This window comes from Streptomyces sp. 71268, assembly GCF_029392895.1.
Lineage (GTDB): Bacteria > Actinomycetota > Actinomycetes > Streptomycetales > Streptomycetaceae > Streptomyces.
Window position 1 is genome coordinate 3,520,719 of the sequence record NZ_CP114200.1, and the last position, 18,990, is coordinate 3,539,708.

Here is an 18,990-nt window from a genome sequence, read left to right on the forward strand (position 1 = left end):
TGGACCGTTACGGGATCTGCCACGGCGCTCACTTCGCGGCCTCCACATCTCGTACGGGCACGTCAGGCTTGGGGTCCTGCTTGTCGACCACGGACAGCGTGTGGTCGACGGCCGGGTCGATCATCTCGGTGACCGGCTTGGGGTAGACGCCGAGGAAGACCAGGAGGGCGATCAGCGGGACCACCACGGCCAGCTCGCGCACCCTGAGGTCGGGCATGTTCTCCACGCCCGCCTTCACCGGCCCGGTCATCGTGCGCTGGTAGAGCACCAGCACGTACAGCGCGGCGAGCACGATGCCGACGGTGGCGATGATCCCGATGGCCGGATACCGGCTGAACGTGCCGACCAGCACCAGGAACTCGCTGATGAACGGGGCCAGGCCAGGCAGCGACAGCGTCGCGAGCCCGCCGATCAGGAAGGTGCCCGCGAGCACCGGAGCCACCTTCTGCACACCGCCGTAGTCGGCGATGAGCCGCGAGCCGCGCCGGCTGATCAGGAACCCGGCGACGAGCATGAGGGCGGCGGTGGAGATGCCGTGGTTGACCATGTACAGCGTCGCGCCGCTCTGGCCCTGGCTGGTCATCGCGAAGATGCCCAGGATGATGAAGCCGAAGTGGGAGATCGACGCGTACGCCACCAGGCGCTTGATGTCGCGCTGGCCGACCGCGAGCAGCGCCCCGTAGAGGATGCTGATCACGGCGAGCACCAGGATCACCGGGGTGGCCCACTTGCTGGCCTCCGGGAAGAGGTGCAGGCAGTAGCGGAGCATGGCGAAGGTGCCGACCTTGTCGACCACGGCGGTGATCAGCACGGCGACCGGCGCGGTGGACTCCCCCATCGCGTTCGGCAGCCAGGTGTGCAGCGGCCACAGCGGCGCCTTCACCGCGAACGCGAAGAAGAAGCCGAGGAACAGCAGCCGTTCGGTGTTGGTCGAGATGGACAGCTCGCCGCTGGCCCGGGCCTCCGCGATCTGTTGCAGCGAGAAGGTGCCGCTGCCCAGGTCGTCGGCGGTCACCGCGTACAACCCGATGACGGCGGCCAGCATGATCAGCCCGCCGGCCAGGTTGTAGAGCAGGAACTTCACCGCCGCGTAGCTGCGCTGGGTCGCGGTCTCCCGCTCGCTCCGCTGGCCCGCCCGGTCCCCGAAGCCGCCGATGAGGAAGTACATCGGGATCAACATGGCTTCGAAGAAGACGTAGAAGAGGAAGACGTCGGTGGCCTCGAAGGAGAGGATCACCATCGCCTCGACCATCAGGATCAGCGCGAAGAAGCCCTGGGTGGGGCGCCACCGGCCGTGCGTGACGGACTGCGCCGCGGCCTCGGGGGCACCCGCCGGCGGGTCGGCGTCGTGCCACCCGGCGAGCACCACGAACGGGACGAGCAGCGCGGTCAGCCCGACCAGCACCACCCCGATGCCGTCCACGCCCAGCTCGTACCGCACGCCGAAGTCCGCGATCCAGGCGTGCGACTCGGTGAGTTGGTACGGGTCCTCGCTGTCGGGGTCGAAGCGGACCAGCGCCGCCGCGGCCAGCACCAGCGTGGCCAGCGAGAACAGCAGGGCCACCCACTTGGCGACGGTGCGCTGTGCGGCCGGGACGGCCGCGACGGCGACGGCGCCGACGGCGGGCGCCACGGCCGTGGCCGTCAACAGGGGAAATGACATGTCAGACCGCCCTCATCAGCAGGGTCGCGGCGATCAGGACCGCCGTACCGCCGAACATCGAGACCGCGTAACTGCGCGCGTAGCCGTTCTGCAGTCGCCGCAGCCGCCCGGAGAGTCCGCCGACGGAGGCCGCGGTGCCGCCCACGACGCCGTCCACCAGCTTGTGGTCGACGTAGACCAGGCTGCGGGTCAGGTGCTCCCCGCCACGGACCAGGACGACGTGGTTGAAGTCGTCCTGGAGCAGGTCGCGGCGGGCCGCACGGGTGAGCAGCGAGCCGCGCGGGGCGACGACCGGGACCGGCTTGCGCCCGTACTGCGCCCAGGCCAGCGCGACGCCGACGACCAGCACCGCGACGGTGGACAGCGTGACGGTGGTCGCGCTCAGCGGCGAGTCGCCGTGGTCGTGTCCGGTGACCGGCTCCAGCCAGTGCACGAACCGGTCGCCGACGCTGAACAGGCCGCCCGCGAAGACCGAACCGAAGGCCAGCACGATCATGGGGATCGTCATCGACTTCGGCGACTCGTGCGGGTGCGGCTCGGCGTGCTCCCCGCGGGTCTCGGCGGCGGGCTCGGCGCTGGGCGCCTCGGGTGAACGGGTCGCCGCCTTGCGCCAGCGCTCCTCGCCGAAGAAGGTCAGCAGCATCACGCGGGTCATGTAGTACGCGGTGATGGCCGCGCCGAGCAGCGCCGTACCGCCGAGGATCCAGCCCTCGGTGCCGCCCTTGGCGAACGCCGCCTCGATGATCTTGTCCTTGGAGAAGAAGCCGGACAGGCCGGGGAAGCCGATGATCGCCAGATAGCCGAGGCCGAAGGTGATGAAGGTGATCGGCATGTACTTGCGCAGGCCGCCGTACTTGCGCATGTCCACCTCGTCGTTCATCCCGTGCATCACGGAACCCGCGCCGAGGAAGAGGCCGGCCTTGAAGAAGCCGTGCGTGACCAGGTGCATGATCGCGAACACGTAGCCGATCGGGCCGAGCCCGGCGGCCAGGATCATGTACCCGATCTGCGACATGGTCGAGCCGGCCAGCGCCTTCTTGATGTCGTCCTTGGCGCAACCGACGATCGCACCGAAGATCAGCGTGACCGCGCCGACCGTGACCACGGCGGTCTGCGCGTCGGGCGCCGCGTTGAAGATCGCGCCGGAGCGGGTGATGAGGTAGACGCCGGCGGTGACCATCGTCGCGGCGTGGATCAGGGCCGAGACCGGGGTCGGGCCCTCCATCGCGTCGCCCAGCCAGGACTGGAGCGGCACCTGCGCCGACTTGCCGCACGCGGCGAGCAGCAGCATCAGCCCGATCGCGGTGAGCTTGCCCTCGCCGGTCTCCCCGGTCGCCTCCAGGACGGGCCCGAAGGTGAAGGTGCCGAAGGTGGTGAACATCAGCATGATCGCGATGGACAGGCCGACGTCGCCGACCCGGTTGACCAGGAACGCCTTCTTGGCCGCCGTCGCCGCGCTCGGCTTGTGCTGCCAGAAGCCGATCAGCAGGTACGAGGCGAGGCCAACGCCCTCCCAACCGACGTACAGCAACAGGTAGTTGTCGGCGATGACCAGCAGCAGCATGGCCGCGAGGAACAGGTTGAGGTAACCGAAGAAGCGCCGGCGCCGGTCGTCGTGCTCCATGTAGCCGACCGAGTAGATGTGGATCAGCGTGCCCACGCCCGTGATCAGCAGGACGAAGGTCATCGACAACTGGTCGAGCTGGAACGCGACGTCCGCCTGGAAGCCGCTGACCGGAATCCAGCTGAACAGGTGCTGGTGCATGGCCCGGTGGTGCTCGTCCTCGCCCAGCATGTCGACGAAGAGCAGCACGCCGATCACGAACGAGGCCGCCGCGAGCAGCGTGCCGAGCCAGTGCCCGAGCCGGTCGAGCCGCTTGCCGCCGCACAGCAGCACGGCCGCGCCCAGCAGCGGCGCCGCGACGAGCCATCCGATGAGGTTTTCCACTGTCGCTACCCCTTACAGCTTCATCAGGCTGGCGTCGTCGACCGAGGCCGAGTGGCGGGAGCGGAAGATCATCACGATGATCGCGAGGCCGATCACGACCTCGGCCGCGGCGACGACCATCGTGAAGAACGCCATGATCTGTCCGTCGAGGTTGCCGTGCATCCGGGAGAAGCTGACGAACGCCAGGTTGCAGGCGTTCAGCATCAGTTCGATGCACATGAACACGACGATCGCGTTCCGCCGGAGCAACACCCCCGCCGCGCCGATGGTGAACAGCAGGGCGGCCAGGTAGAGGTAGTTGATCGGGTTCACTTGACCTCCTCCTCGGCCCGGGCCTCGCCCGCGGCCCCGGGACGGGTTCCGTTACGGGCGGACGGGGCGCGCTGGCCGGTCGGCCCGCCCTCGGCGTCGCCGCCGCGCTCCAGCCACTCCTCGGAGCGCTGTTCGAGGGCGGCGAGTTCGGCCAGCGACGTCCCGGAGACGTCCCGGATCTGGCCTCGGCCGCGCAGCGTCGCGTTGACGGTCTTCTCGGAGATCGAGCCGTCGGGCAGCAGGCCGGGGATGTCCACCGCGTTGTGCCGGGCGTAGACGCCGGGCGCGGGCAGCGGCGTGATCTGCTTGCCCTCGCGGATGCGGAGCAGCGACCGCTCCTGCTGGGTCTTGGCGCGCTCGGTGCGCTCCCGGTGGGTGAGGACCATCGCGCCGACGGCGGCGGTGATCAGCAGCGCGCCGGTGATCTCGAAAGCGAAGACGTACTTGGTGAAGATCAGCTCCGCCAGGCCCTCGACGTTGCCGCCGGCGTTCGCCTTGGCCAGGCCCTCCGAGTTCTTGAGCGAGGCGTTCCCGATGCCGGCGATCAGGAGGATGCCGAAGCCGAGGCCGCAGCCGGCGGCCAGCCAGCGCTGCCCCTTGATCGTCTCCGTGAGGGAGTCGGCCGCGGTGACGCCGACCAGCATCACGACGAACAGGAAGAGCATCATGATCGCGCCGGTGTAGACGACGATCTGCACGACGCCCAGGAAGTACGCGCCGTTGGCGAGGTAGAACACCGCCAGGATGATCATGGTGCCGGCGAGTGCGAGGGCGGAGTGCACCGCCTTCCTCATCAGGATGGTGGCCAGCGCGCCGATCACGGCGACGGTGCCCAGCACCCAGAACTGCACGGCCTCGCCGGTCGAGGTGGTGGAGGCCGCGGCGGCCAGTGTGCTCACGTCGTGACCCCCTTGCCCTGCGCGCTGGTCCCGCTGCGCGCCGCGGCGGCGGCCTCGGGCGCGCTGACCGGGCCGTCATCGGCGCCGTCGGCCGGCTCCGCGCCCGGCGGCCGCTCGCCCTTGCTCACCGCGACCTGCCGGACGGTGCCCGGGGCGGCCTCAGTGACCAGGCCGCGGTAGTAGTCCTGTTCGTCCGTGCCGGGGAAGATCGAGTGCGGCGAGTCGACCATGCCCTCCTGCAACCCGGCGAGCAGCTCCTCCTTGGTGTAGATGAGCGACTCGCGGGAGCTGTCGGCCAGTTCGTACTCGTTCGTCATGGTCAGCGCCCGGGTCGGGCACGCCTCGACGCACAGGCCGCACAGGATGCAGCGCAGGTAGTTGATCTGGTAGACGCGGCCGTACCGCTCGCCCGGGGAGTAGCGCTCCTCCTCGGTGTTGTCCGCGCCCTCCACGTAGATCGCGTCGGCCGGGCAGGCCCAGGCGCACAGCTCGCAGCCGATGCACTTCTCCAGCCCGTCCGGATGCCGGTTGAGCTGGTGGCGACCGTGGAACCGGGGCGCCGTGGGCTTCTTCTGCTCGGGGTACTGCTCGGTCAGCCGCTTCTTGAACATGGCCTTGAAGGTCACGCCGAACCCGGCGACCGGATTCTGGAAGTCAGACACGGTCGGCCTCCTTCACTGCCGGGGGTACGGGGGTCGCCCCCCGGGAGACACCAGCCTGGAAGTCAGACACGGTCGGCTCCCTTCACTGCCGGGGGTACGGGGGTCGCCCCCCGGGAGACACCAGCCTGGAAGTCAGACACGGTCGGCTCCCTTCACTGCCGGGGGTACGGGGGTCGCCCCCCGGAAGGCACGAGCCTGGACGTCAGACACCGCCCGTCTCCTTTCCGTCACTGACAGTGTCGCCCCGACCACTGACAATCAGCTCGCGCTCGTGGCGCGGGCGTCGTCGGGGCACGGGCGGCGGGGTCTGTCCCGGCAGGGGTGGCACGGGGAAGCCGCCCGCCATCGGGTCGAAGGCCGGTTCCGGCGCCGCTTCGGCCTCGGACGCGGCCCGCTGGTCCGCGCGGTCGCGGTACATGTCCCAGACGAACGAGAGGAGCAGCAGCGCCAGGACGGCGCCACCGACGTAGAGCACGATGTCCTGGAACTCGTAGTCCTCGTTGCGCAGCGCCCGCACCGTGGCGACCAGCATCAGCCAGACCATGGAGACCGGGATGAGCACCTTCCAGCCCAGCTTCATGAACTGGTCGTAGCGCACCCGCGGCAGCGTGGCGCGCAGCCAGACGAAGGCGAACAGCAGGGTCAGCAGCTTGCCGACGAACCAGAGCATCGGCCACCAGCCGTGGTTCGCGCCCTCCCAGAAGGTGCTGATCGGGTACGGGGCCCGCCAGCCGCCGAGGAAGAGGGTGACCGCCACGGCCGAGACGGTGACCATGTTGATGTACTCGGCGAGCATGAACATCGCGAACTTGATCGACGAGTACTCGGTGTTGAAGCCGCCGACCAGGTCGCCCTCGGACTCCGGCATGTCGAACGGGGCGCGGTTGGTCTCGCCGACCATCGCGACCAGGTAGATGATGAAGGAGACCGGCAGCAGGATCGCGTACCAACGGTCGTGCTGCCCCTCGACGATGGCCGAGGTGGACATCGAGCCGGAGTGCAGGAAGACCGCGGCGAACGCCAGGCCCATCGCGATCTCGTAGCTGATCATCTGCGCGCACGAGCGCAGGCCCCCGAGCAGCGGGTACGTCGAGCCGGAGGACCAGCCCGCCAGCACGATGCCGTAGATGCCGACCGACGCCGTGGCCAGGATGTAGAGGACCGCGATCGGCAGGTCGGTGAGCTGCATCGTGGTGCGCTCGCCGAAGATGGAGATCTCGTTGCCCGCCGGGCCGAACGGGATGACGGCGACGGCCATGAACGCGGGGATCGCGGCGACGATCGGCGCGAGCAGGTACACCGCCTTGTCCGCCCGCTTGACGATCACGTCTTCCTTGAGCATCAGCTTCACGCCGTCCGCGAGGGACTGCAGCATGCCCCAGGGGCCGTGCCGGTTGGGGCCGATGCGGAGCTGCATCCAGGCGACGACCTTGCGCTCCATGACGATGGAGATCAGCACCGTCACCATCAGGAACGCGAAGCAGAAGACGGCCTTGACGACCACCAGCCACCACGGGTCGTGCCCGAACGCGGACAGGTCCTCCGCCGCGAAGTGGTGCAGGTCGCTCTGGGCGCCAGCGACGATGCCGGTCATCCCGTCACCTCCGTAGCGAGCCGCGGGGCGGCCTGGGCGGGCACCCCGATCGTGACCAACTCGCCGGTGCGGGCGCCCAGGTCACGCTGGGCACCGCCGCCGGTCGAGTTCAGCGGCAGCCACACCACCCGGTCGGGCATCTCCGTGACCGCCAGCGGCAGCGTCACCGTGCCGGCCGGGCCGCGCACCTGGAGCAACTGACCGTCCCGTACGCCGGCCTCGGCGGCCGTCGCGGCCGACAGGCGGGCCAGCGGGGCGTGCCGGGTGCCGGCCAGCGCCTCGTCGCCCTCCTGGAGCCGGCCCTGGTCGAGCAGCAGTCGGTGGCCGGCGAGCACCGCCTGCCCCGCCGCCGGGCGCGGCAGCGGGGTGCCGCCCTGTCCGGTCGGCGTCGGCAGCGCCGTGACCGGCGCCGCCTCCCAGCCGCCGAGCCGGTCCAGCTCGCGCCGCGCGGCGCGCACGTCGGGCAGGGCGATCGGGGTGTCCATGTGGTCGGCCAGCATGTGCAGCACCCGGCCGTCGGGCTGTACGTGGCGGCGGGCCATCTGGTCGGGCTTGACCGCGGCCTCGAACGGGCGGGCCCGGCCCTCCCAGTTGAGGAAGGTGCCCGACTTCTCGACCACGGCCGAGACCGGCAGCACCACGTCGGCGCGGTCGGTGACCTCGGACGGCCGCTGCTCCAGGCTGACCAGGAACGGCACCGCCTCCAGCGCCTGGACGGCGCGGGCCGGGTCGGGCAGGTCGGCCACCTCGACGCCGCCGACGAGCAGCGCGCCGAGTTCGCCGCCCGCGGCGGCCTCGATGATCTGTCCGGTGTCGCGGCCGTGCCGGGGCGGCAGTTCGCGCACCCGCCACAGCTCGGCGATCTCCTCGCGGGCGCTCGGGCTGGTGGCCGGGCGCCCGCCGGGCAGCAGCCCGGGCAGCGCGCCCGCCTCGATCGCGCCGCGCTCGCCGGCCCGGCGCGGAATCCACGTCAGGCTGGCGCCGGTGGCCGAGGCCAGCCGGACGGCGGCGGTCAGCGCGCCGGGCACGGCCGCCAGCCGCTCCCCGAGGACGATCGCCGCCCCCTCGGCGCGCAGCGCGTCGGCCGCGCGCTGGCCCAGTTCGTCCAGGCCGACGCCGCCGGCCAGCGCGTCCAGCCACTCCGGCTCGGTGCCGGGCGCCGCGGGCAGCAGCGTGCCGCCCGCCTTGGTCAGGCCACGGGTCGCGTACGGGGCGAGGCCGAAGGTGCGCTGGCCGTGCTTGCGGTGGGCCTTGCGCAGCCGCAGGAAGACGCCGGGCGCCTCCTCCTCCGCCTCGAACCCGACGAGCAGCACGGCCGGGGCCGCCTCAAGCGTGGCGTTGGTCAGCCCCCGCCCGTCCAGGTCGCGCCCGCGACCGGCGACGTACCCGGCGAGGAAGTCGGCCTCCTCGGTGCTGTGCGCCCGGGCGCGGAAGTCGATGTCGTTGGTTTCCAGGGCCACCCGCGCGAACTTGGCGTAGGCGTACGCGTCCTCGACGGTCAGCCGGCCGCCGGTCAGCACCCCGGTCCGGCCGCGCGCGCCCTCCAGGCCGCGGGCCGCGGCGGCCAGCGCCTCGGGCCAGCTCGCCGGCTCCAGTTCGCCGCCGGCGTTGCGTACCAGCGGCGTGGTCAGCCGCTCGGGCCGCTGCGCGTACCGGAAGGCGAACCGGCCCTTGTCGCAGATCCACTCCTCGTTGACCTCGGGGTCGTTGGCGGCGAGTCGCCGCATGACCTTGCCGCGCCGGTGGTCGGTGCGGGTCGCGCAGCCGCCGGCGCAGTGCTCGCACACGCTCGGCGAGGAGACCAGGTCGAAGGGGCGGGAGCGGAACCGGTAGGCCGCCGAGGTCAGCGCGCCCACCGGGCAGATCTGGATGGTGTTGCCGGAGAAGTACGACTGGAACGGGTCGTCCTCACCGGTGCCGACCTGCTGGAGCGCGCCGCGCTCCAGGAGTTCGATCATCGGGTCGCCGGCGATCTGGTTGGAGAAGCGGGTGCAGCGGGCGCAGAGCACGCAGCGTTCGCGGTCGAGCAGCACCTGCGTGGAGATGGGCACCGGCTTGGCGAAGGTGCGCTTCTGGCCCTCGAACCGGCTCTCCGGGTCGCCGGTGGACATGGCCTGGTTCTGCAGCGGGCACTCGCCGCCCTTGTCGCAGACCGGGCAGTCCAACGGGTGGTTGATCAGCAGCAGTTCCATCACGCCGCGCTGCGCCTTCTCCGCGACCGGCGAGCTGAGCTGCGACTTGACGACCATGCCGTCGGTGCAGGTGATGGTGCACGAGGCCATCGGCTTGCGCTGGCCCTCCACCTCCACGATGCACTGCCGGCAGGCGCCGGCCGGGTCCAGGAGCGGGTGGTCGCAGAAGCGCGGGATCTCGATGCCGAGCAGTTCGGCGGCCCGGATGACCAGGGTGCCCTTGGGCACGCTGATCTCGATGCCGTCGATGGTGAGGGAGACCAGGTCCTCCGGCGGCACCGCCGCATCGCCGCCGGAGGAGGGGCCCGCGGCGGAACCACTGGCTCCGGTGGTCGTGACGGTCACGCGTTCACCTCCAGGTGGGCGTCTGTGGGGTCGTCGGCCCAGGCCGTGGACCTGGCCGGGTCGAAGGGGCAGCCGCGGCCGCCGAGGTGCTGCTCGTACTCCTCGCGGAAGTACTTGAGCGAGGAGAAGATGGGGCTGGCCGCGCCGTCGCCGAGCGCGCAGAAGGACTTGCCGTTGATGTTGTCGGCGATGTCCTGGAGCTTGTCGAGGTCCTCGGCGCGGCCCTTGCCGGCCTCGATGTCGCGCAGCAACTGCACGAGCCAGTACGTGCCCTCGCGGCAGGGGGTGCACTTGCCGCAGGACTCATGGGCGTAGAACTCGGTCCAGCGGGTGACGGCGCGCACCACGCAGGTGGTCTCGTCGAAGCACTGGAGCGCCTTGGTGCCGAGCATCGAGCCGGCGGCGCCGACGCCCTCGTAGTCCAGCGGGACGTCGAGGTGTTCGTCGGTGAGCAGCGGCGTGGACGAGCCGCCCGGGGTCCAGAACTTCAGCCGGTGGCCGGGGCGGATGCCGCCGCTCATGTCGAGGAGTTGGCGCAGCGTGATGCCGAGCGGCGCCTCGTACTGGCCGGGGCGGGCGACGTGGCCGGAGAGCGAGTACAGCGTGAAGCCGGGCGACTTCTCGCTGCCCATCGACCTGAACCACTCCTTGCCCTTGTTCATGATGGCGGGAACAGAGGCGATGGACTCCACGTTGTTCACCACGGTGGGGCACGCGTACAGGCCCGCGACGGCCGGGAAGGGTGGGCGCAGCCGGGGTTGGCCGCGGCGCCCTTCGAGGGAGTCGAGCAGCGCGGTCTCCTCGCCACAGATGTACGCGCCGGCGCCGGCGTGCACGGTGATGTCGAGGTCGAGTCCGCTGCCGAGGATGTCGCGGCCGAGGTAGCCGGCTTCGTACGCCTCGCGCACGGCCTCGTGCAGCCGCCGCAGCACGGGGACGACCTCGCCGCGCAGGTAGATGAAGGCGTGCTGGGAGCGGATGGCATGACAGGCGATGATCATGCCTTCGATGAGCGAGTGCGGGTTGGCGAAGAGGAGGGGGATGTCCTTGCAGGTGCCGGGCTCGGACTCGTCGGCGTTGACGACGAGGTAGTGCGGCTTGCCGTCGCCCTGCGGGATGAACTGCCACTTCATGCCGGTCGGGAAGCCGGCGCCGCCGCGACCGCGCAGCCCCGACTCCTTGACGTAGGCGATCACGTCGTCGGGCGGCATGGCCAGCGCCTTGCGCAGCCCCTCGTACCCCTCGTGGCGCCGGTAGGTCTCCAGCGTCCAGGACTCGGGCTGGTCCCAGAACGCGGAGAGGACCGGCGCGAGCAGCTTCTCCGGGCTGGTGCCGCCCCCGGCGTGTTGCTGGGCGGTGCCCCCGGTTTCCTCGGTGGACACGGTCATCACTCCCCCTCCTCGGCTGCGGGGCCGGCAGGATGGCTGGGGTCGGAGGCCGCGGTGGACTGCGGCGCGTCGTGCGAGCTGGGGTGGGTCTCGGGCGGCTGCTGGCCCGGGCCCGGCGGGGCCGGGGGCTCGCTCGGCTCGCTCTCGCCGCGCGGGGCGACGATCCGACCCGGGGCCGCCTCGCCCTTGGCGAGCTTGAGGCCGACCAGCGAGGCCGGGCCCGCACCGCCGCTGGCGGCGACCGCGCCGGGCCGCTCGTCGGGGAAGCCGGCCAGGATGCGGGCGGTCTCCTTGTACGTGCACAGCGGCGCGCCCCGGGTGGGCCGCACGGCCCGGCCGGCGCGCAGGTCGTCCACCAGCGCCTTCGCGCTCTCGACGGTCTGGCCGTCGAAGAACTCCCAGTTGACCATGACGACGGGGGCGAAGTCGCAGGCCGCGTTGCACTCGATGTGTTCGAGGGTGACCTTGCCGTCGTCGGTGGTCTCGTTGTTGCCGACGCCCAGGTGCTGCTGGAGCGCCTCGAAGATCGCGTCGCCGCCCATCACCGCGCACAGCGTGTTGGTGCACACGCCCACCTGGTAGTCGCCGCTCGGCTTGCGGCGGTACATGGTGTAGAAGGTGGCGACCGCGGTCACCTCGGCGGTGGTCAGCTCCAACACCTCGGCGCAGAACCGGACGCCGGTACGGGAGACGTGGCCCTCCTCGGACTGCACCAGGTGCAGCAGCGGCAGCAGCGCGGAGCGGCTGTCGGGGTAGCGGGCGATCACCTCCCGGGCGTCGGCCTCCAGCCGGGCCCGCACCTCGGCCGGGTAGTCGGGGGCCGGGAGCTGGGGCATGCCAAGGGCTACGTCGTGTGTGGCGCTCACCGGTCGACGCCTCCCATCACGGGGTCGAGGGACGCCACGGCGACGATGACGTCGGCGACCTGGCCGCCCTCGCACATCGCCGCCATGGCCTGGAGGTTGGTGAAGGAGGGGTCCCTGAAGTGGACCCGGTAGGGGCGGGTGCCGCCGTCGCTGACGGCGTGCACGCCCAGTTCGCCCTTGGGCGACTCGACGGCCGCGTACGCCTGCCCCGGCGGGACCCGGAAGCCCTCGGTGACCAGCTTGAAGTGGTGGATCAGGGCCTCCATCGAGGTGCCCATGATCTTCTTGATGTGGTCGAGCGAGTTGCCGAGCCCGTCGGGTCCGAGGGCGAGCTGGGCGGGCCAGGCGATCTTCTTGTCGCCGACCATGACCGGGCCCGGTTCGAGCCGGTCCAGGCACTGTTCGACGATGCGCAGCGACTGGTGCATCTCCTCGACCCGGATCAGGAAGCGGCCGTAGGCGTCGCAGGTGTCCACGGTCGGGACGTCGAACTCGTAGTTCTCGTACCCGCAGTACGGCTGCGTCTTGCGCAGGTCGTGCGGCAGCCCGGCCGAGCGCAGCACCGGCCCGGTGACGCCGAGCGCCATGCAGCCGGCCAGGTCGAGGTAGCCGATGCCCACCGTGCGGCCCTTGAAGACGGGGTTGCCGGTGGCGAGCTTGTCGTACTCCGGGAGGTTCTTGCGCAGCTTCTTGAGCAGCTCGCGCAGTTGCTCCACGGCGCCCGGCGGCAGGTCCTGGGCGAGGCCGCCGGGGCGGATGAACGCGTGGTTCATGCGCAACCCGGTGATCAGCTCGTACGCGTCCAGGATCATCTCGCGGTCCCGGAAGCCGTAGACCATCACCGTGGTGGCGCCCAGCTCCATGCCGCCGGTGGCGATGCACACCAGGTGCGAGGAGAGTCGGTTCAGCTCCATCAGCAGGACCCGGATCACCGAGGCCCGGTCGGGGATGTGGTCCTCGATGCCGAGCAGCTTCTCCACCGCGAGGCAGTACGCCGCCTCGTTGTAGAAGGAGGTGAGGTAATCCATGCGGGTCACGAACGTGGTGCCCTGCGTCCACGTGCGGTATTCGAGGTTCTTCTCGATGCCGGTGTGCAGGTAGCCGATGCCGCAGCGGGCCTCGGTGACCGTCTCGCCGTCGATCTCCAGGATCAGCCGCAGCACGCCGTGCGTGGAGGGGTGCTGCGGGCCCATGTTGACGATGATCCGCTCGTCGTCGCTGCGGGCCGCGGCGGCGGCGACCTCGTCCCAGTCGCCTCCGGTGACCGTGTAGACGGTGCCCTCGGTGGTCTCCCTGGGCTGTGACGACGGCGGCTCGGCCGCCTCGGGGGCCGGCCCTGACGTGGGGTGCGCGTGCGAGGTGCTCATTAGCTGTACGACCTCCGCTGGTCGGGAGCCGGGATCTGGGCGCCCTTGTACTCGACGGGGATGCCACCGAGCGGGTAGTCCTTGCGCTGCGGAAAGCCCTGCCAGTCGTCGGGCATCATGATCCGCGTGAGGGCGGGGTGGCCGTCGAAGATGAGGCCGAAGAAGTCGTAGACCTCGCGCTCGTGCCAGTCGTTGGTCGGGTAGACGTCCACGATCGAGGGCACGTGCGGGTCGGCGTCGGGGGCGCTCACCTCGAGGCGGATCAGCCGGTTGTGGGTGATCGAGCGCAGGTGGTAGACGGCGTGCAGCTCGCGGCCCTTGTCGCCGGGGAAGTGCACCCCGCTCACGCCCGTACACAGCTCGAAGCGGAGCGCCGGGTCGTCGCGCAGGGTGCGGGCGACGCGCGGCAGGTGCTCGCGGGCGATGTGGAAGGTGAGTTCCCGGCGGTCCACGACGGTCTTCTCGATGGCGTTCTCCGGCAGCAGCCCCTGCTCGTCGAGCGCGCCCTCCAACTCGTCGGCGATCTCGTCGAAGACGCCGTACCCGGCCGCGCCGTCCGGCCCGCCGTACGGGCGGTTCGACGCGCCGGGCAGCCGCACCGTGCGCACCAGGCCGCCGTAGCCCGTGGTGTCGCCGCCGTTGTTGGCGCCGAACATGCCGCGCCGGGTGCCGATCACCTCGCCGGCGTCGCCGCGCTGGCCCGGCAGGTTGTTGGCGTTCACGTCCTGGTCGGGGTTGGCGCCGACCGGCTCCTTGTGGTCGCTCATCGCAGCAGCCCCTTCATCTCGATCAGGGGCAGGGCGCCGAGCGCCGCTTCCTCCGCCTCGCGCGCGGCCTGCTCGCGGTTGACGCCGAGCTTGCCGCCCTGGATCTTCTGGTGGAGCTTGAGGATGGCGTCGAGCAGCATCTCGGGCCGGGGCGGACAGCCGGGCAGGTAGATGTCGACCGGCACGATGTGGTCGACGCCCTGCACGATGGCGTAGTTGTTGAACATCCCGCCGGACGAGGCGCACACGCCCATGGAGATGACCCACTTGGGGTTCGGCATCTGGTCGTAGACCTGCCGGAGCACGGGCGCCATCTTCTGGCTGACCCGGCCGGCGACGATCATGAGGTCGGCCTGCCGGGGCGAGCCGCGGAAGACCTCCATGCCGAAGCGGGCGAGGTCGTAGCGGCCGGCGCCGGTGGTCATCATCTCGATGGCACAGCAGGCGAGGCCGAAGGTGGCCGGGAAGACCGACGACTTACGGACCCAGCCCGCGGCGCTCTCGACGGTCGTGAGCAGGAACCCGCTCGGCAGCTTCTCTTCGATACCCATGGCGTTGTGGCTCCTCCCGCTTCCGTTAGTCCCATTCCAGGCCGCCGCGACGCCAGACGTAGGCGTACGCGACGAAGACGGTGAGCACGAAGAGGAGCATCTCCACGAGCCCGAACAGGCCGAGCGCGTCGAAGGTGACGGCCCAGGGATAAAGGAAGACGATCTCGATGTCGAAGACGATGAAGAGCATCGCCGTCAGGTAGTACTTGATCGGGAAACGCCCGCCACCGGCCGGCTGCGGGGTCGGCTCGATACCGCACTCGTAGGCTTCGAGCTTCGCCCGGTTGTAGCGCTTGGGGCCGATGATCGTGGCCGCCACCACGGAGAAGATCGCAAAGCCTGCCCCGAGGGCTCCTAGTACGAGGATGGGCGCATAGGCGTTCACCGCTCCTCGCTCCTCTCAGTCGACGATGACTGCTGGGCTCCCCCGGTGGGGGAGGGCTGCTGAGCCCGCTCACTGCCTCATAGATCGCGGACATGTGAGGCAGTTCACAAGCCCGATTCGCCTGCATCCTATGCCTGCCACCTTGTGATCTGCGACACGGGGTACCGGACCGAGTTTGTGATCTCCACCACCTGACGAACGATCATGAAGTCGGATGAGCGGTGATCTCTCCACGGGAAGCGGCCGAGTGATCACCAAAGGTGACAATCAAGGGTGTTACCGCTGGTCAAACGGGCCTCGCCCTATCAAGGGATGGCCCATGCACGCAAATTCGCCACAGGCGGCGCGGCTTGATATAGGAGTCGAGGCGCCGACGCGGCCCGCGCGATCCACGACACCGCGACGGAGATCGTCGGCTCGCGCCTCCGTTCACGAGGCCCTCGGCCGTGACGTGTGCCACATCACCGCCCGCACGAGATCTCGATTTCGCGGCAACCCTTGGCGCGGACCACTCGATGGTGATAGGCGCGTTCGACGCGCCAGTTGACCCGCAAAAGCCATGCGTAGGCCCATGATCGCGAAAATCGGACAGGGGCCGACCGGCCCTCACCAAGATCAACTTGGCCGAAATCTGGGCGCGTACACGCCAATTGTGGCGAGCGCCACGTTTGTTGTGAGCAACCTGTGCATCCTGATAGCCAGTGTTCTCATGTCCCAGACCGCTCACATACCCAGCCACCGGAAGCCCCGCCGCTCCGCCTCGTCGCGAGCACTTCGCGCAGGGGTAACCGGTGGCATCCTCACGCTCACGGTGGCCGGAACCGCTGTGTCGGCCTCCGCCGCCGAGCCCACCGCGGAGACGACGCAGGAGCTGCCCACGCTCACCGCCGACCTGGCGCTGAACACGGTGCAGTCCGCCGACGCCACCGAGCAGGCGGCCTTCAGCTACCAGCTCCAGGACCAGCAGGAGCAGGCGGCCGGCAAGGCCAAGTCGGAGGCCAAGAAGGCCAAGACCGAGGCCGAGCGCAAGGCCAAGGAGGCGAAGGAGCGCGCCGAGCGCGCCGCCGCCAAGCGCGCCGCCGCCGCGGAGAAGGCCCGCGAGCAGCGCGCCTCCCGCACCGCCGAGCGCACCACGCTCAGCACCGCGAGCACCACCAACACCGGCTCCACCAGTGGCAACGGCTCCGACGCCTCGTCGTCCGACGCCTCCTCCACCCCGCAGACCGAGGCGCCCTCCACCTCGACCGGCGGCGGCAACGCCGCCACGGTGGTCAACTTCGTCAAGGCGCAGGTCGGCAAGGCGTACGTCTCCGGCGCCATGGGCCCGTCCTCGTACGACTGCTCCGGCCTGACCAGCGTCGCCTTCCGCCAGGTCGGCGTCACCCTGCCGCGCGTCTCGCAGGACCAGTCCACCTTCGGCACCCAGGTCTCCCTGAGCAACCTGCAGCCCGGCGACATTCTGTACTGGGGCAGCGCGGGCAGCGCGTACCACGTCGCCGTCTACATCGGCGACGGCCAGTTCGTCGGCGCCCAGAACTCCGGCACCGGCGTGGTCCAGCGCAGCATGAGCTACGACATGCCGACGGGCGCGGTGCGGGTGCTCTGACGGCCGCGCCTGCGCGGGGTTCGCCTCGCGTCGGGTTCGACTGGCCGGTGGGTTCGGCTGGCTGGTGGGCTCGTCTGACGTCGCGTTCGGCTGGCCGGCGGGCTCGCCTGACGTCGGGTTCGCCCGGCCGGACCGACCGTGGGCGGGCCCCGAGGGTCGCCGTACGGCCCCTGGGCGGCCCCTGCATGGGCGCGTGAGCGCCGCGGGGGCGGTTGGGGCGGTACGCGTTACGCGTGTGACGCGTGTGCTGCCTGAGCCGTACGGAGCCGCTTCGCGGGCCGCGTGAACCGCACGGAGCCGATGCGAGGCTGCGCCTACGCGTACAAACCGCACGAAGGGCCGCCGCTTCCTCTTGGAGGGAGCGGCGGCCCTTCGGCGTTTCCGGGGTAGCTGGGCGCGCGGACGCGTGCCGTTGGCGCTCGCGGAGCGGTCGTGCTGCCCCCGCATGGCCGAAGGGTGCTGCTGAGGGCGGGGGTTGACCGGCGGACGCCTGCCGGCTGGCGACACCCCACGTTACGGTCATGTACACGCGTCTGTTCCGTGACGGGGGGTTACGTGATCACCGTAATGCTGTTTCTGGCCGGGATCGTTGGCGCGGTGGTGGGACTGGCCTGGAAGTTGGGCCGGCGAAGTGGGCTGCGGGGCGAGTCGGCGGACGAGCTGCGCATCGAGCAACTGCGCAGACAACAGGCGAGCGGCGCGCGGGCCAGCTACAGCTCGATCAACGTGCGCAGCACGTTCGGCTTGACCGCCGAGGACAACCACAAGTACCACCGGTGAGGGGCTCTAGGGGATACACCCGTGCTTTTGGTCAGCGGCACCTCTGACACCGCGGCTAATGTCCCGTCAGTTCCGGTCAACAGTTTCGGCAGCGATACAGAAGTCGTGCTCCTCGCTCATGGCCGCGCAGACTTGACGGCCACCAGCCGCACATTCCACCGATTCGATGCCGCCGTACTCGCACACTACTCGCGAGATATCGGGTGCGCGGGGTCAGGCGCACCGAAAAAAATATCCGCGATTTACGCTGCCCCGCCACAGTCCAGGGCCGACCGTAGCCAGTCATAGAAGTGTGGGCATTCCGCTCGCTGCTCCCACCCAGGCGTTGCGTACCCTCCTTATCCGCGAACCATCACGCGCGAAAACCGAGAGGATTGCTCCAACCAATAATCGCGACAGTCGGGGTCATCAATCTGTAGGTCGATCTCCGAACGCGAAGCCAGGACGAACACGATCCCTGCTACTCCTTCAAGAAGGCTTCGCATAATTGGATGATTAGTAGACCAGTGACGCCGGAGTAGGGCTGTCGCGAAGGCGGCGAAAGAGGTGGCGTTCAACTCGCATTCGTCGTCTACGACCGGACCGATACCCGTGCTCTCGCTTAACAGCGAGGCGATACCTTCAGCTTCGGCAATAAACAGCCTGGCGATGGAGTTCGAGGGATTCCATACGTCACGGTCGGCAACGCGGAAGAAGCAGCTCATCAAATCCTCCAGCGCAGCACGACGCTTTGCACGCGGGCGCGTAGTTCGTCACCTGTCAGGCTTCCGGGCTCGCAGGGACTCTCGCCGAACGAGTATTCTTCGAGAGCAGCGAAGATCTCTTGCATATCCGATGCGATCCACTCCCTCGCGCGCTCGCCATCACGTAACGCCTTCCGCCGGCCGGCCAACCAGCCTTTGGCGAACTCTGGTGCGGCGATTTCCCCGTGCGCGAATGACCTCATCACCGCCACTTGCCGGGCCATCCCGGTCCCGGCCGGTACGTCGCGCAGCGATCCCCAGGCGACATAACGTGCGGGGTATCTTCGCGCAACGTCTTGGAGAGTAGGCACACGTGCTGAGAGCCGTCGAGCAGTTCTCTCGAACTGCGTTCGCAAACGGTCGACACCTTCGCCCGCCGCCCCGCCCAAGAAGTGGGCATCGCCCGCGATGAGGGCGTAGCCATGTTCGGTGAGGAGAAGGGCTCCACGGAGATTGGACGCGGCAACGAGTGCTGGCCGCCCTCGGTATCGGTCGCCAACCGCGGTATCCACCGACGCCTGCGACACGGCAGCCTCAGTCAGCGGCTGCTTCTCGCGCCCCTCGGCAAGTGTGGATATCAGGATGGCGCGCGCTCCACAGGCGCGACTTCCGGCTACCAAGCGGCGCACGTGATCTGAACCGAGTCGGGTACCAGCCACAAAAGGGACGACGTGTTTATCGTGCTGCGCGAGCCACTCTTCTGAGTATCGCTCCGGACCCGCGAGAGTACAGCCATTTAGCTCTTCGTTCGTTCGCACGTTCGCCCATCCACGGGGGACAGCCTCCCCTGGGCCGCGCGTTCCGCATCGCTGGGTTTCTGCCCCCGAAACGACACGGCCGCGCACTCGTCGACCAGCCCCATGCCGCCCCCTGCCACATCCCACACGACCGCGCACGGCCACAACCGCGTCCACGGCCACAG

Annotated in this window: 17 protein-coding genes; 2 read left to right on the forward strand and 15 right to left on the reverse strand. The window is 69.9% G+C overall.

Annotated features, from left to right (window positions below):
- Positions 1–28 precede the first annotated feature (28 nt).
- The 13 genes from OYE22_RS13345 to OYE22_RS13405 form a co-directional block, all read right to left on the reverse strand.
- Positions 29–1,663 (reverse strand): NADH-quinone oxidoreductase subunit M, encoded by a 1,635-nt coding sequence (locus OYE22_RS13345; protein WP_277320611.1) that lies wholly within the window; start codon positions 1,661–1,663, stop codon positions 29–31.
- 1 nt (position 1,664) lies between these two features.
- A complete protein-coding gene (nuoL, locus tag OYE22_RS13350) occupies positions 1,665–3,611 on the reverse strand; it encodes an NADH-quinone oxidoreductase subunit L (protein ID WP_277320612.1) in 1,947 nt (648 codons plus the stop codon).
- Between the two features lie 12 nt (positions 3,612–3,623).
- Positions 3,624–3,923 carry an NADH-quinone oxidoreductase subunit NuoK gene (nuoK, locus tag OYE22_RS13355; protein ID WP_187064171.1) on the reverse strand — a complete coding sequence of 100 codons (300 nt, stop codon included), beginning with the start codon at positions 3,921–3,923 and terminating at the stop codon, positions 3,624–3,626.
- Positions 3,920–4,822 carry an NADH-quinone oxidoreductase subunit J gene (locus tag OYE22_RS13360; protein ID WP_277320613.1) on the reverse strand — a complete coding sequence of 301 codons (903 nt, stop codon included), beginning with the start codon at positions 4,820–4,822 and terminating at the stop codon, positions 3,920–3,922. Before OYE22_RS13360 ends, nuoK begins: the two co-directional genes overlap by 4 nt.
- Positions 4,819–5,484 (reverse strand): NADH-quinone oxidoreductase subunit NuoI, encoded by a 666-nt coding sequence (nuoI, locus tag OYE22_RS13365; protein WP_277320614.1) that lies wholly within the window; start codon positions 5,482–5,484, stop codon positions 4,819–4,821. Before nuoI ends, OYE22_RS13360 begins: the two co-directional genes overlap by 4 nt.
- A 202-nt stretch (positions 5,485–5,686) precedes the next feature.
- The gene (nuoH, locus tag OYE22_RS13370; RefSeq protein WP_277320615.1) at positions 5,687–7,078 is read right to left on the reverse strand and encodes an NADH-quinone oxidoreductase subunit NuoH; all 1,392 of its coding nucleotides are present in this window, start codon (positions 7,076–7,078) and stop codon (positions 5,687–5,689) included.
- The gene (locus OYE22_RS13375) at positions 7,075–9,615 is read right to left on the reverse strand and encodes an NADH-quinone oxidoreductase subunit G (RefSeq protein ID WP_277320616.1); all 2,541 of its coding nucleotides are present in this window, start codon (positions 9,613–9,615) and stop codon (positions 7,075–7,077) included. The genes nuoH and OYE22_RS13375 overlap by 4 nt, the downstream gene beginning before the upstream one ends.
- Positions 9,612–11,003 carry an NADH-quinone oxidoreductase subunit NuoF gene (nuoF, locus tag OYE22_RS13380; RefSeq protein WP_277320617.1) on the reverse strand — a complete coding sequence of 464 codons (1,392 nt, stop codon included), beginning with the start codon at positions 11,001–11,003 and terminating at the stop codon, positions 9,612–9,614. Before nuoF ends, OYE22_RS13375 begins: the two co-directional genes overlap by 4 nt.
- Entirely contained in the window at positions 11,003–11,839 is an 837-nt protein-coding gene (gene nuoE, locus OYE22_RS13385) for an NADH-quinone oxidoreductase subunit NuoE (protein ID WP_277324119.1), read from the reverse strand. The genes nuoF and nuoE overlap by 1 nt, the downstream gene beginning before the upstream one ends.
- A 26-nt stretch (positions 11,840–11,865) precedes the next feature.
- Positions 11,866–13,236 carry an NADH-quinone oxidoreductase subunit D gene (locus OYE22_RS13390; protein ID WP_277320618.1) on the reverse strand — a complete coding sequence of 457 codons (1,371 nt, stop codon included), beginning with the start codon at positions 13,234–13,236 and terminating at the stop codon, positions 11,866–11,868.
- Entirely contained in the window at positions 13,236–14,003 is a 768-nt protein-coding gene (locus OYE22_RS13395) for an NADH-quinone oxidoreductase subunit C (protein WP_277320619.1), read from the reverse strand. Before OYE22_RS13395 ends, OYE22_RS13390 begins: the two co-directional genes overlap by 1 nt.
- Entirely contained in the window at positions 14,000–14,554 is a 555-nt protein-coding gene (locus tag OYE22_RS13400; protein ID WP_176163434.1) for an NADH-quinone oxidoreductase subunit B, read from the reverse strand. The genes OYE22_RS13395 and OYE22_RS13400 overlap by 4 nt, the downstream gene beginning before the upstream one ends.
- Before the next feature lie 25 nt (positions 14,555–14,579).
- Entirely contained in the window at positions 14,580–14,939 is a 360-nt protein-coding gene (locus OYE22_RS13405; protein ID WP_176163433.1) for an NADH-quinone oxidoreductase subunit A, read from the reverse strand.
- A 709-nt stretch (positions 14,940–15,648) separates the two neighbouring features.
- Here OYE22_RS13405 and OYE22_RS13410 point away from each other — a divergent pair.
- Entirely contained in the window at positions 15,649–16,545 is an 897-nt protein-coding gene (locus OYE22_RS13410) for a C40 family peptidase (protein ID WP_277320620.1), read from the forward strand.
- A gap of 555 nt (positions 16,546–17,100) precedes the next feature.
- Positions 17,101–17,325: a hypothetical protein gene (locus OYE22_RS13415; protein WP_277320621.1), complete on the forward strand. Its 225-nt coding sequence runs from the start codon at positions 17,101–17,103 to the stop codon at positions 17,323–17,325.
- 338 nt (positions 17,326–17,663) lie between these two features.
- On the opposite strand, the gene OYE22_RS13420 is transcribed toward OYE22_RS13415, so the two are convergent.
- The gene (locus OYE22_RS13420) at positions 17,664–18,029 is read right to left on the reverse strand and encodes a DUF6086 family protein (protein WP_277320622.1); all 366 of its coding nucleotides are present in this window, start codon (positions 18,027–18,029) and stop codon (positions 17,664–17,666) included.
- Entirely contained in the window at positions 18,029–18,826 is a 798-nt protein-coding gene (locus OYE22_RS13425) for a hypothetical protein (RefSeq protein ID WP_277320623.1), read from the reverse strand. The genes OYE22_RS13420 and OYE22_RS13425 overlap by 1 nt, the downstream gene beginning before the upstream one ends.
- Positions 18,827–18,990: the final 164 nt, after the last annotated feature.